11 protein-coding genes are annotated in these 13,895 nt (G+C 59.9%); all 11 read right to left on the reverse strand.

Annotated elements, in window-relative coordinates; all coding sequences use genetic code 11:
* Positions 1 to 2: 2 nt before the first annotated feature.
* Positions 3 to 899: a phage tail protein gene (locus OG716_RS30825; RefSeq protein WP_405134008.1), complete on the reverse strand. Its 897-nt coding sequence runs from the start codon at positions 897 to 899 to the stop codon at positions 3 to 5.
* A 46-nt stretch (positions 900 to 945) separates the two neighbouring features.
* A complete protein-coding gene (locus OG716_RS30830) occupies positions 946 to 1,335 on the reverse strand; it encodes a hypothetical protein (protein WP_405134009.1) in 390 nt (129 codons plus the stop codon).
* Positions 1,336 to 1,363: 28 nt separating this feature from the next.
* On the reverse strand, positions 1,364 to 3,130 hold the full coding sequence (locus OG716_RS30835) for a hypothetical protein (protein ID WP_405134010.1): 1,767 nt from the start codon (positions 3,128 to 3,130) through the stop codon (positions 1,364 to 1,366).
* 249 nt (positions 3,131 to 3,379) lie between these two features.
* Positions 3,380 to 3,886, reverse strand: a complete 507-nt coding sequence (locus OG716_RS30840) for a hypothetical protein (RefSeq protein WP_405134011.1) — start codon at positions 3,884 to 3,886, stop codon at positions 3,380 to 3,382.
* 63 nt (positions 3,887 to 3,949) lie between these two features.
* The gene (locus OG716_RS30845) at positions 3,950 to 4,435 is read right to left on the reverse strand and encodes a hypothetical protein (protein WP_405134012.1); all 486 of its coding nucleotides are present in this window, start codon (positions 4,433 to 4,435) and stop codon (positions 3,950 to 3,952) included.
* 50 nt (positions 4,436 to 4,485) lie between these two features.
* On the reverse strand, positions 4,486 to 4,815 hold the full coding sequence (locus OG716_RS30850; protein ID WP_405134013.1) for a hypothetical protein: 330 nt from the start codon (positions 4,813 to 4,815) through the stop codon (positions 4,486 to 4,488).
* Between the two features lie 77 nt (positions 4,816 to 4,892).
* Positions 4,893 to 6,467: a hypothetical protein gene (locus OG716_RS30855; RefSeq protein WP_405134014.1), complete on the reverse strand. Its 1,575-nt coding sequence runs from the start codon at positions 6,465 to 6,467 to the stop codon at positions 4,893 to 4,895.
* Positions 6,468 to 6,497: 30 nt separating this feature from the next.
* Positions 6,498 to 8,069, reverse strand: a complete 1,572-nt coding sequence (locus OG716_RS30860; RefSeq protein WP_405134015.1) for a hypothetical protein — start codon at positions 8,067 to 8,069, stop codon at positions 6,498 to 6,500.
* A gap of 72 nt (positions 8,070 to 8,141) precedes the next feature.
* Positions 8,142 to 9,695, reverse strand: a complete 1,554-nt coding sequence (locus OG716_RS30865) for a hypothetical protein (RefSeq protein ID WP_405134016.1) — start codon at positions 9,693 to 9,695, stop codon at positions 8,142 to 8,144.
* 66 nt (positions 9,696 to 9,761) lie between these two features.
* Positions 9,762 to 11,774: a hypothetical protein gene (locus OG716_RS30870; RefSeq protein WP_405134017.1), complete on the reverse strand. Its 2,013-nt coding sequence runs from the start codon at positions 11,772 to 11,774 to the stop codon at positions 9,762 to 9,764.
* Between the two features lie 1,172 nt (positions 11,775 to 12,946).
* Positions 12,947 to 13,885, reverse strand: coding sequence for a DUF6301 family protein (locus OG716_RS30875; RefSeq protein ID WP_405134018.1), 939 nt, complete (start codon positions 13,883 to 13,885; stop codon positions 12,947 to 12,949).
* Between the last annotated feature and the right edge of the window lie 10 nt (positions 13,886 to 13,895).

Consider the following 13,895-nt stretch of genomic DNA (forward strand, 5'->3'; position numbering starts at 1 on the left):
CGTCACTGCAGCCCCCACGGCCGAGACCAGTTACGCGGCTGCACCACCATGACCGACGCACCCACCGGCGCACCGGTCACCTTCACCGGCAGCACGGTCGACGGGGTGTACGGCGGAATCACATACTCGAAGCTCACGCCGCCCATCAGCGCCCAGATCTGGGACCCGTCGGCCGCGACGATCATCTCCTGCGAGGGATCGGTGTCCACGACCAGATCCTGACCTGCCGCGGTCGCCGGCAGCGTGATGGCGCGATTCGCGTCCGCGACCGCTCGGCCGTAATAGTCACTGCCCCAGGAAAAGTCGGGAAGGGTCCACTGGCCCGGCGCCGAACACACCCACAGCAGGTACATCGGCTGATCTGTCGGGTTCGAGATCGTCACCGTCCCCGAGCAAGAGGTGCCGTTCGTAGTGGCGGTGGGTGAGATCCACGTGCTGGTGACATCGTTCTCGATCCACCACGGGTTACCCGCCGTGCAGGTCATCGTGACCTGTCCCAGGGCATTCAGATGGGGATCCTTGGCCGGCTTGAAATCGGGCTGCTGCGTCAATCGCAGTGAGAGCGAACGGGATCCGTAGTCCGTCGTCACCGTCATGACGGAGTCCGTGTCGTATGCCCAGGCTTTGCGCCAGGCACTGTCGACCGATTCCCAGGAACGCCCGGGAACCTTGAAGATGTTGACGCCGAACACCACATCGCGCTGGTTGGTGCTGTAGCCGCCATAAGTCGAACCGGTCTGGAAGGCGGTCGCATTCCAGATGGTCGTGACCGGCGCATCGTAGAGCCCGCTCGGTGATGTCCCGAGCTCGACGCCTTCCTGTCCCCGGCCTTGTCCACTGATCGTCCACGTCGAACCATCGACGCCGGTGATCGTTATCCGTGCAGGACTCGGTCCCACCGTCTCACCTCACTTCTGTTGTACTGCAATGACTTACGTAATTTCTTCAGCTGACGTATACCGACACGATGAGCCCCGGGCCGACGGCCACGCCCGAGCCGTTCTGCAGCATCTGCACATCGATCACGTCGTCGGGCAGCAGCACCGGCTGGGCCGAAATCGGGATATCCACAGGGATTTCGGCAATGAGGTTCGTGCCGGCAGAGAATGTGAGAGACGCGAACGTCTGTTGCACCACGCCACCACGTAGTTGACGGACCGAGAGCGTCACATTGTTGGTGGCCGCACCGGTCACGGCGGGAAAGCTCGCGGGTGCTACGACCCCCACGTCGGTGACGGTGTCACCGCTGTAGAACGCGGGCTTGTACGCACCAGCCACAGCCACCACGGCGGCACCGCCGGCGGCCTGCGCGGGCAGGGTTGCCGAGTAAATCATGCGTGTACACCGTTCTCATGTTGATTGCTCATTGCCAGGAGGCCGCGACTTCCCGTTGCACCGCAAGGGTTTTCGCACGGGAGTGGGCTTTGTCGAGGTGATGGGTGGTGAGATTGATCGTGGTCGAGTGATCGAAATGATGACCGTTGGCCGCCGCGGGAAGCGCCAGCGACGGCACTCCGAAGGAGGCACTCCGTACCGCCAGCACCTGCAGGTCGCGGCCGCTGATGTGGAGCGTGTCGCTGTTGATCGCTTCCAGCAACGAGGCATGCCGCGCCGTCGAAGCGGCATTCACCACGAATTCACCGTTGGACGCCATGATCGGCACCTGATCCGCGCGCGGACCACCGGGACCACGCACCACGCCACCGGTCGCCATGCGCGTAGACGCCCAGTTCACCATCGCATCGCCGATCCCGCCGAAGCCGATGCTGCCACCGCCGAGCCAGCTGGGAACCTGGACATTGAGCTTCTGCAGCACCGACCCGATCGCATTCACGATCACCGCGACCTGCCGGACCACCGCATTGAAGACACCCTCGATACCGGAGCCCAGCGAACTGAACGACTCCGAGATCCCATCGGTCACCGACTTGAATCCCGCTGTCGCCGAGGCGAACACCTTGCTGAAGAAGTCGCCCACCGGATCGAGCACAACCTTCTTCGCGGTCTCGAAAGCCCGCTGGATCGTGTCCCAATGCGTGATGATGATCGCCACCACAGCGATCACTCCGAGGATGCCCGCCACAATCAAAGCCATAGGCGACTTCAACATCGACACATTCAACTTGCCGTGCGTGCTCATCCAAGACTTCGTCGGACCCTGCAGATCCTTCTGCGCCCCCGAAGAGTCCTTGACCGCCTTCGTCAGATCCGTGAAACTCTTCGGAGACTTCCCCACATTCGTGGCTGTCTTCTTGTGAGCGGTCTCATGATCCTGCAGCGCCTTGAGATCATCCCTGGTCGCCGAATTCTTATCCTGCAGCGCCTTGGTTCTGGCCTTTACCTCGTTGGCGAGGGCCTTTCCACCGCCCATATCACTCGCAAGCGTGCCACCGGGACCGTGCTTCTTCAGCTTCGCTATCGTGTCGGCGTGCGTTTCGGCCAGCTTCTTTTGCGCAGCATAGTACGTTGATGCTTTCGGTTTACCGTTTCCATGCCTATGCGCTCGCATTTGTTTGCCGAGAGCCATAGCGAGGTTTTTTTCGGCTTCACTTACCTCCTGGTAGGTGAAACGGCCGGGGTACTTCTTCGACAACGCCTGAAGCCTGGCCAGAACTTTCGAGTCGACCTTCGACATATCGGTTACATGCCAATGGACCTTCCGACCGGCCCTGACTTCTGCTTCATCCTTGTCGAGCTGACCAGGCTTGCGCTTCCGACCCAGCGTCCGGCCCGCGCCGACCCGGCCATATTTCGTTTCATGACCAACACGGTCGCTACCCCGTTTGCCGGCGTCGTAGAATCGTTCTCCTTTGGGAGTCAAGACCCGGTCTTCTACGCCCCAACCCTTATCACGCGTCCAGCCACGAGTGATGGCCAAGCCATCCCGAAAATCGTCTCCATACAGCGAGGAATAACTTAAGCTTTTATTCTTCCGCAGCCATGATCGCCTGTCCTTGTGCACCTCGCCCGCAGGTTTCGTTTTCTCCAAATAACTCTGATATTTGACTTCTTGATTTGCAGATAGATCACGCCCCTCGGCCGGATCTTCATTTAGCCAGGATTTGCTGTCGCTCACGTTCCCGAACTCCATCATTAAATCCGGCGCGCCGGAAACGATTGAGAATTTCACGAAATTGGAGATGTCGCGAACTCAAGTTGATCGCGAATTACACGAAGAAGCAGCCGCCGCGACTAGACGTCGAAAATCGGCTGGCTATTGAGCTCGGAGAAATAGCGTACGGCCCACATGATTGCCCACCTGGACAATCGAGACTCGCACGTCAGTTGAACTTAGAATTCTTCAGGATCATTCGACGCCATCCCGACGAAGTTGTCGGGATGCTGGTGCCGAGAAATTACGATTGACGAATGGCCGGCCCTACAGAGGCGGACGCCCCCTGGACAGCCATTCCGCATGGTCTTCCACGGAATTACCGTAGATCCACGTCCACTCCTCGCCCGTACGGATGTGCGCCGCCGTCAGAACCATCGACACCACATCAACAAACGAATCCTGGAACGGCCTTATGACCACCGGTTCAAATCCACGTCGGCCGAAGAAGACGTCCGTATCGCGGTTCTCGGAGATACGCACGTTCATCCATCGGCTTTCGAAGCTACGGACGAACGTCTCGCCCACGTACCGCTGGAACCGATCCGCCACCGCAGCGTTCTCCGGCTCCAACAGAGGATCAGCCGACTCGAACATGGCCATCAAGGCCTGCTCCGCATGCGCCAAACCCGCCGCTGTGAACGGATCCGTCGGCATCCCCGGCACATCGACGGCAAAGAACGTCTCGAGCGCGCCGTCCATCTCCGCCAACCACGCCAGCCACGCCGGATCCTGCTGATCCTGCTCCCGCTGACGCAGCCGCGCCTTGCTCAACTTACGGTAGCTACCCATCCCGGGTCCCTCTTCTCATACAAGGCATCAGCCGTACTCGGATCGCTACCGCAGCTGGTGCTGACGCCAGAACTCCCCAGCGTCGGGATCGCTGCGGGTGCCCTCGAGGAAGGCTGCGAGAGTCTCCTCGTTCACCGGTTCGCGGGACTGGTCCTCGAGGATGAGCGTGTAGACACCGAAAGACTGCGACTCACTGCCAGGGCGGTAGGGCACCATCACGTCGAAAGTGCCTTTGCCGTACTCGAATTCGTAGACTTCCCCGATCAGGGCATCGTACTGATCGCCGTCACCGCGCGAGATCATGCCGTCGTACACGATGACGCCACGAGCGGCCGACCTGACCTTCATGAGTCCACGACCGAAATCAAGCGGCGACTCCGCATCGCCCTCGACCAGATCAACCAGCGTCACGGACGAATCGCCGTGGGCCACGTAGGCCAGGAACGGACCCGCCGCCCCCTCCGAAACCCACTGCACCGCATGAGCAACCATCTCGCCGGCCAGCCCCGCCGCAAGCTGCATGTTCTCCACTGACACGACTCCAGAGCTAGTTGAGTGGGCAGAATACCCAACGTATATGACTACATAGGGGGACAAGAAGGGCGCTCACCGCAGTTGTCGCGGACGTACCGGACGATATCCGAAATATTGCCCCGAGGGCCGGCAACACTGCCCTGGTCATCGTTGCTCCAGCGGAAGCGAAGAAGGCGTTTATCGCTTTTCAGATGGACGCGGCCATAGTCTATCCAAGCATCAGGGCCGTTGTACTCGTAGGTACGCTGCCACCCGCTGTCCAGATATTGATCGAGAAGCTCGTTGAAGCAATCGGTGGGGATGTTCTTTTCCTCGGGCATTCCACGGATACGCTCTTCGATACCTGAAAGGTGAGCGTAAATCAGGTTGCCGATCATCGTCTCTACTCCGATTTTCGTGGGTTCTCCACCGTCAGAATAGTTCCGCGGGGCGGCGACTGTCGGTCGCAAGAGCTTCAGCGCCTGCCGGCGGAGTAGGTTAGAGACTTCCGCGTGATGGCGGCGGAGTCTCGAGCGTAAGCGTGGTCGATCTCGGGGGCGCTGATGTTGACTTTCAGCGAGCGGTCGAGGTGGTCGCCGGCTAGGCCGAGCGGCTTGGCGATCACCAGTTGAGGGCGGTCGGATCTGGTCAGTGCGCGGGCATCCGAGCTGGCGGACCCGGGAAGGGATTTCGCGGTGGCGGCGTAGCCGGAGTCGAGGGTAGATCGGGTTCCGTTGGCCTCGTTGTTGATGACCCGCAACAGGTTCAGATGTTTGGCTGCGGAGACGGCGTTGACGACGAATTCGCCGTTGGACATCATCACAGGGACTTTGTCCTCGCGGGGTCCGCCGGGGCCGTGCACCATGCCGCCGTTGCGCATCTTGGTGGACCATTCGATGAGGGTGTCGCCGATCTTGCCCAGGCCCAGGCTCGCTCCGCCGCCGACCCAGCTGGGGACCGTGAAGTCCAGGTCCTTCAGCACCTCGCCGACGGCCCTGACCACCGTGGCACATGCACGCTTCAGGCTGGCGAACACCGGGCGCAGGACATCGCCGGCCGCGTTGAATGCGCCCGACACCACCTGCACCGCCTTCTGGAAGGCAGGGACCGCCACTTTGGACCAGACCCGCTCGAAGAAGTCCGCGACAGGTTTGAGAGCCTTCTCGAAGGCTTTGATCAGCGAGGTCTTCAGTCTGTTCAGGAAGTCCGAGATCTTGTCGATCTGCGGCTTCAGCTGGTCGACCAGCTTCATGATGAAGCCCAGACCGCCTCCGGTCAGGGCCTTGTCGAGATCGCCCTGCAGCTTTTCGTGGTCGTCGTGTTCCTTCTTGGCGTTCTTGTGCTCGGGGGTCGACTTCTTGATCGCGTCGGTGAGGGGCTTCAGGCCGGTCGCCAAGGTCTTCGCCGAATCGACCAGCGTCTTCGTTGCCTTGTCGTGCGGCTGCTGCAGCGCGTCGTGCGCCTTCTGCGCGGTGGCGAGCTCCTTCTGCGCGGCCGCTAGCGGGTTGCCGCCCTTGCCGCCGTTGCCTTTTCCGTTGGGCTTGTCCTTTCCGGAAGGCGACTTCGGAGCGTGCTGGCCGGGGTGCGGATGTGACGCCTCGGGTTGTCCGGACGCGGGGTGCTTTCCGCCTGGAGCCTGTCCGGCCGGGTGACCCGCGGACGGCTTCTCGCCCGGTCCGGGCTGGTGGGCTGCGGCGTCGGGTTTGCCGCCCGGGTGACTCGGGACCGCACCTTGCGGTTGCTGCTTCCGGGCCGCCATTCCCATCGGCATCGTCGCTGCCAAAAGGGCTGTGTCCGAGAGAGAATCGTCGTCGCCGTCGCCGTCGGAGTCAGCATCGTCGCCGTCGTCATCGGAGTCAGCGTCGTCGCCGTCGCCGTCCGAGTCATCGTCGCCGGCATCGCCCCCGTCAGACTCGCCCTCGTCGGCACCACCGTCGTCGGGGCCGCCGTCGTCGTCAGCGTCACCGCCGTCGGCGTCATCGTCGTCGAAATCCGATTCCTCCGTGTCGATGTCGTCGAGATCGTCGTCGTCCGGCATGGATTCCGCCATCGCCTACTCCTTCTTCCCGCGTCGCCGCGACTATCGCCACCCGGCCGCATAGGTGAATTCCCGTTGTGCGGCCATGGCTTTCGCACGGGCGTAGGTGTATTCGTGCTGAGTGGTGGTGAGGTTGATCGTCGTCGAGCGATCGACGTGCTGGGTGGATGCCGAACCAGGCAGCGCCTGCGCCGGCTTGAGCCGGGAAAGGCCCAGCGAAGCAACAACTTGCGCGTCGCGGCCGCTGACACCGAGGGTGTCGCTGTTGATCGCTTCCAATACGGCGCGATGCCGCTCGGTCGAGGCGGCGTTGATGACGAACTCACCGTTGGACGCCATGATCGGCACCCGGTCCTCGCGTGGACCACCGGGACCACGCACCAGGCCGCCGTCCGCCATGTGCGCACCGGCCCACTGCACCATGGCGTCGCCGAGTGCGCTCAGGCCGATGCTTGCACCGCTGAGCCAGCTCGGAAAATTGATATTGATCTTCTGCACCACCGAGCCGATCGCGGAAACGATCACCGCCACCTGGTGGACAACACCGTTGAAGATGCCCGCGATGCTGGACCCCAAGCCGGAGAAAACGCCCTTCACCTCTTCGATAACGCCCTTGAACGGCGCGAGGCAGTCGGCGAACACACTCTTGAAGAAGTTCCCGACCGGCTCGAGAACCGCCTTCTTCACCGCGTCGAAGCCCTTCTGCACGGTGTCCCAGTTGGCGATCACGACGACGATCACTTCGATCATGGTCTGGATTGCCTGCGCGATCTTCCCCAGCGTCGACCTACCCATCGACTGGTTAAGTTTCTCCTGCGACCCGCCCCAATTCTTCGTCGCGCCCTCGACGTTCTTCTGGGAGCCTGCGGAATCCTTGTGCGCCTTGGTGAGATCGGTGAAACCCTTCGATGACTTACCGGCGTGGTCGGTCATCGTCTGGTGGGTCTTGTCGTACTCCCCGTGATTCTTGGTGTCGTCCCCGAGGACTTTCGTCCGGTCCTTCAGCGACTTCGTCTCAGCGGCGGTGGTTTTGGCGTCGCCGCCGTGCGCATCGGGCTTACCCTTGCCCGTGATCCTGTCCTTCGCACCGGCCGCGGCGTCCTGGGCCTGCGACAGCGTGTCCGGCAGGTTCGCCGGATCCATCATCCCGGCGAGTTTGTCCTTACCCGCCTGAACCGCAGCACCTTTCAGGCCCTGCAGCGCGGCCTTGGGGTCTTGGGCGGCCTGTCTCCAGTCCACCCCCGAGCTCATCGCGCCCATCGCCAGGCCGCCTGCCAAGCCCGCGCCGGCCTTCAGCTTCTTACCGAAGTTGCGCTTGGGCTTGGCTCGATGGTTCTTCGGCGTGCCCTGGTGCTTGTGGTCGACCGAATGCTTCGGGGCGTGCATCGTCGGATGCGTACCCGCCGGTCGATCGACGTGCGAAGGCTTGTCGTGATGGGTTGGCGGAGTGGGCTTGTCGTGATGCGGCGCGTGCGAATGACTCGGCGGAGAATCGTCCGCGTGCTCGGGCTCGGACGGGTGGCTGCTGCCGGGTTTGTTCTTCCCGCCCTTGTCCTTGGCGCCATCGCCTTTGCCGTCGTCGAGTGGGTCGCTGGCGGCCAGGGCCGCCCGCAACGCGGCGTCGAACTGCGCGTCCCCTTGACTGCTCATCGTCCAACAACTCCCGAATTCTGTGAATGGGTGGGCCTACCGCAGGCCGCCGGCATAGGTGAGTTCGCGTTGCGCGTGCAGAGATCTGGCGCGCGCGAAGGAGTCGTCGGTGCGGCGGTCGAGGGTGATCGTGGTGGTGAGGTCGACATGCTGTGTCGCCGTGCCGAATCGCTGTACTCCACGCGTGGGAGCGATGTGCGGGCTCCGGCTCAACGCGGACATGCCTAGGTCACGACCCGCCACGCGCAGGTGATCGCTGTTGATCGCCAGCACGGCCCGATCACGTGGGCTGGACGCGACGACGTACTCACCGTGCGATGCCGCAGCGGACATTCGAGCTCCGCCCGAACCGCGCACCAGGCCACCGTTGGCCATATGTTGGTCAGCCCAATTCGACATGGTGTCGGCGAGGTCGCCGATGCCCCCGGAGAAGGGGATGTGGTGGATCGCGTCGGCGACGCCCTTGACGATGACGGCGGCCTGGTGGACCAGCTTCTTGAACACACCCTGCACGGTCGAGCACAGCGAACTGAATGCCCCCGACACACCGTCAGAGATGTGTGTGAACGGCCGCAGCACCTCGGCGAAGACCTTTGAGAAGAAGTCGCCGACGGGATCGAGCACGTCCTTCTTCACGACGCTGAACGCTGACTTGACGTCATCCCAGTGCGTCACAACGAGCGTGATCGCGATGACCGCGGCACCGATGGCGAGGGTTACCCAACCCACCGGCGATGCGTCCCATACTGCGTTGAGGGCCTGCTGGATCACACCCCACGCCTTCGACACACCGCCGACGATCTTCTGCACCGTGGATCCGATGCTGATCGCCTTGGTCAGGTTGCGCAGATTCTTGGCCACACCACCGACCTTGGTGACCATCTTCTTGCCAGCGCTCTCATGGTCTTTGATCGCCTTGAGGTCATCCTTGAGCGCGGTCCCCTTGTCCTTCAGGGCGTTCTCTTCGTCCTTCAGACCTTTGACATCGACTTTGCCGCCCTTGAGCCCGTTCTTCAGCTGCGACGCTTTGTCTCTCGCGCTGGTGGCGGCATCCTTGAACTGCGACATCGTGTCGGGCAGGTTCGCGGGATCCATCATCCCGGCGAGCTTGTCCTTACCCGCCTGCAGCGCAGTACCTTTCAAGCCCTGCAGCGCGGCCTTCGGATCCTTCGCGGCCTGTCGCCAGTCCAGACCCGAGCCCATCGCACCCATCGCCAGGCCGCCGGCCAACCCGGCACCACCCTTCAGCCTCGGGTTGATCCCGCGCTTGGGCTTGTGGTTCGGCTTGACCGAATGCTTCGGCGCATGGTGCGTCGGATGCGTGCCCTTAGGATGATGCTCGGGCTTGGACCCGTGAGAAGGCTTGTCCGGCTGCGGCTTCGACCCATGCGGATGCTCCGGCTTCGACCCGTGCGGCTTCGGCTGGTGCTGCGGGTGCGAGGGATGGTGCGCAGCAGGCTCCGACTTGTCCGGCTTGGGCTTACCGTGATGCGTATCCTCCTCAGCCGCAGGCTGTTTGGACTGCTTGCCCTTCGAATCCTCTAGGCCCTCCAGCGAGACCGGATGAATCTCGATGTCGAACCCGGCCAACGCATCTCCGCCGTCCGGACTATGCGAACTCATCGTTTCCAACCCTTCCGATCTCCTGAATAGTGGCTACACGCCGGCGGATTCGAGCCGCATGTCATGCCGTGCCTGCAACAACTTGATCTGCGCGAACGCCGAATCCACATCCGGCACCCGCAAATCGATCGTGCGCGAACCCGCGCCGGCAGACGACCGCGCCATCGCACCGTCATGCAGGAACGGCGGCCGATAGGCATACCCGACCTTCCGCCGCTCGTCCTGCGCAGCACGCACCACCGACTGATCAATCACCGCCATCACATGAATCCCCGACGACCGCACCGAACCGCCGGCACCCGGCGCCCGCACCACTCCACCATCGGCCATACGCGCCGACGCCCAATTCACCATCGCGTCACCAATAGGCTTCAACCCGAAGTCGCCGCCACCGAAGCCCCACAGGCTGGGAATATGAATCTCCAGCTTCTGGAAAATCCCACCGATCGCCATCACGATCCCCGCGACCACCGACTGCACAGTGCTGACCGCGCTCCCCACAACCCCGCCCATCCCGTTGAACCCGGCCATAACGAGATCGAACACCACCCGATACGGAGTGATATAAACCTTGAACGCAGTCTTGAAGAAATCCGCCACCGGAATCAACACATTCTTCAAAGCCCAATCAAACCCAGCCCGAATCTGATCCCAATGATCCACCAACGTCTGAATAACCGTGATAGCCACCGTAAGAGCCTCAGCCACAGTCCCCACCGGCGACAACAACATCGCAAAATTGATAAGATCCTGCCCCTCAGCCCAAAGCTTCGAAGCCTCATCAATAAACCCCTGCGCCCCCGTCGAATCAATAACCCCGGAAACAAAATCCGAAACCTTCGAAGCCGCATCAGTCACCATAGTCGCCAACGCGTTCAAACCATTCAACACATGGTCTTTGAACGAAGACAACATTCGCCCAAACTCACTCGCTTTCGCCTTCAACGACGACAGAATATCGCTGTCGGGGGATCGTTCGCCCCCTTGAGGAGGGCCTGTTTCACCGATCTGATCGGGGGCCTGCGGCCCATCTCCTGGCGTCGTCGCTCCGGCGGCGCCGGCGGCCGCGACAAACAAACCAGCAGCACCGCCCGTTACGATCGCGACCCTGCCAGTCCATCCAGCGCCTCGCCCCGGGACCGGTACCGACTTCCGTCGCGCCTCCCATTTGCTCTTTTCAGCGTCGGACATTGGAGGGTTATAAGTACCATTTTTCCTGCTGCCGGTACTTGGCTTCTTTTTTGAGCCTGGCGGGGGTTTAGAGACTAGTCCAGTTTGCTCTACGCCGAGGTCGAATCTCGTGAAGGTTACATCACCCAGTTTTCGGTTACCGAGCTTCCCCTCGTATTGAGCATGAACCTTAGAGTACTCAACAGTTGCCGTTCCGTTTTCGAGACGCTCAGCAAGATCTTTATACTTGCCCTTCTTGAAGGTCTTGAGCAACTTCAGGATTTCAGCGTGCTCTCGCAGTTTATACCGAAGGTATACGAGCGAGCCTTGCTGCACCCAGTGCCAATCACCCGCATCGTCTTGGGCGTATGCCCACTCAAGAGGGCTACCACCGCCCTTTGCTTCAATGACTATCAATTTGCCGTCAAGAACGGCTACAAGATCAAGAGCTCCAGAACCTTTCTTCCTCAAAGGAAGAATATCCGCACCCATCCGCATCAAGATACGCTTTGCGACCTCTTCGGCAAATACTTCAGTGTGCCTAGACTTATTCTTATCATCACGGAGATTCGCCATTGCTATGAACAGGCTTTGGACTTTTCCGATATTTGAGTTGCTTGGCAAAGCGGCCTGCAACCATTTATTAAACTCCGGCCTAGTCCACTCCTTCCGATCCCTCTGCAGTTTCTGAGGAAGCATGCCATTGGCAATGGCTTCAATATTCTTCTTGTAACCGGGAGGTTTCAGCAGGTCCGCTGTAGTCGTGCCAAATTTCCGAGCCTGCTGATCAGCGTTTTTCTGATTCGGCGGGGCGAGCAGCCGGCTGTCATTTGCCCGTACCAGTCTGTTGACGTCACGTACATCCGGCCGGCGCAAGCGTACATTCTGAGATTCTCTTGTATGAGCAATAAGATCGCGAGGGTTTGTCACGCAGCACTCTTTCGCTAATTCAGTAACTGATCTTCTCCGCGAAACAGCTGCATATCATTGAGCGATGGAGTATCCAATGACTACGAGTCGCCGCGTCTATCTCCGCAAAGAATCCCGCTCTAGAAGTTCTATCAAGATGAAACGATCCAGAAAGACTTCAACGGAATAGGGCTTTCCTAATTAGATTTGTGCCGCCATAATTGAACGATTCCGGTCACTTCAGCGCAGCACTATGCCTGCCACAAACGTTGTAGATGGCGGTAAGTTTGTTGAACTGCAAAAGCCACAGAGATCACTATCCATCGCCGCATTAATTCCAGAGCGGAACAGTATTGCGAATGCCGTGGCTTGACTGAAGACCGCGATAGGCAGGATTTTCGAAACCGACACGAAATAACTACCGAAGCATTTCGCCGACATTATGCATTCGCGGTTTTGGATTCGGTTTGGCCCACCGAGCAGCTTCATAGAGGAAGCCCTACCAAAGGCCAGGCACGCGCCTACCCAATGCCTTATAGCGATATATCACTAGCGCAGCACACATACTGGTGCGTCTCGACTGTCCCTGTTACAACACATTTGGGCATAGCGAAATACTGGCCCCGAAGTAGGGGACTGCAGAAAGTTGCACCGCTGAGACATCAACCGCGTGCGGTCAGGCTCGCAGATGGTGGAGACGATATCGAGCGCTAGAGATTGCTTCACAATGGTTCTTGTGAGCGTGTTCGACAATTCAGCTCGCAGAATGGCAACTATTGATCATTTCCATTTATTGATCAACGAGCCGCTCTGCCCACGCATATGGGACCGTGGCAGACATTGGATTTGTCGGCAGTGCATGGACACGGCGAAATGCCCGCCCCACACGAGATCTGGTCAACTTACAAGCATCTGGACGATGAACCGGCCGAACATGCTGTCGGCCGGTCGCCCACTCCTGCTAGAGCTGCGGAGGCAAAGAGAATTTGCCAGCATATCGAAAGGGCACCGAGGCTATTACGACAAATCCAACTCGTCACTGAACGCGTAGGCGCGCATCAATGGGAAGACATAGATCCATTTCTGGAAGATGGATAACATCACGATTAGAATTCTACCAATTTCATTGCGAAACTGCCCTAGAGTACCTCTACAGTGAGATCCTCTGGATTCTCTATCTGCAGCGGGTCACGTAGCACAAGGATCGCAGCATCGACAATGGCCTCGTACTCGCGGTACGCAGCTGGCCAGGAAATCGACCGTTCCCAGCGCGGTTGGGGAGTACCGGGGCTCAATTTCCAACCGTTAGTTGTAAACCAAGTTTCATTGTAACTTTTCTGATCACATCGGCCACAGTCAACTGCCACCTGGGAAATGAGTTGACACTCATCCATTGTAAATGCGATAGAGTGTCCTCCTGGCGTCGTCAAGACAAGCTCCGCACCATTCGGCAATCGTGTAACTGCGGCGGTTAGCGCGTTGCGCCGATCACCCCAGGTGAGCGAAGTGCTTCGAGGTGAATTCTGACCTGATGTCTCGTCATCCTCGTCGGCCCCGTCGTCCTCATCGCTATCCTCGTCGTCTTCAGCAACAGCATCCCACCAGTTCAAGTAGACAGGGTTTACTAGATCCAATTGAATGCTGCTGTCCGAGCTAGAGAGCATCATCGTGACTTCGCCCAATTCCCAACCGATTTCAGCAAGTTCTCCAGGACTCGTCCGTGTCGGTGAGCCCCACTCGGCGATGAAGGATTTTGACAATTCAGAAAACAGGTCGACGAGTGACACATGCAAGCGCGGGTCCGACTCATCACCGGTATCAGTTACACGTACCGAAATTTGAACTACGGACTGATCGGGTTCGCCTTCCTGGGCGAGGAATTCCCGATTGCTCATCACGAGCCCAATCGGCGGACTCACTTTAAGTGAAGTTTGGAGGATCGCAACTTCGGGATTCCGCCGATCCATCTGGAACTGCGCGGCTCGACAAAATTGTTCAGCACTGCCTGAAGTCCACTGCCAGTCGTACTCGTCGGCCATGCTGGCGATGCGGATGGCTCCGTCAATATCGGCTTGCATGCTCGGATAC

The organism is Nocardia sp. NBC_01388 (genome assembly GCF_045040085.1).
Taxonomy (GTDB): domain Bacteria; phylum Actinomycetota; class Actinomycetes; order Mycobacteriales; family Mycobacteriaceae; genus Nocardia.

Excerpts from the sequence above, each read along its gene's own strand:
- OG716_RS30830 (WP_405134009.1), bottom strand. The coding sequence starts at position 1,335 with ATGATTTACTCGGCAACCCTGCCCGCGCAGGCCGCCGGCGGTGCCGCC.
- OG716_RS30850 (WP_405134013.1), bottom strand. The coding sequence starts at position 4,815 with ATGATCGGCAACCTGATTTACGCTCACCTTTCAGGTATCGAAGAGCGT.
- OG716_RS30855 (WP_405134014.1), bottom strand. The coding sequence starts at position 6,467 with ATGGCGGAATCCATGCCGGACGACGACGATCTCGACGACATCGACACG.
- OG716_RS30875 (WP_405134018.1), bottom strand. The coding sequence starts at position 13,885 with ATGCAAGCCGATATTGACGGAGCCATCCGCATCGCCAGCATGGCCGAC.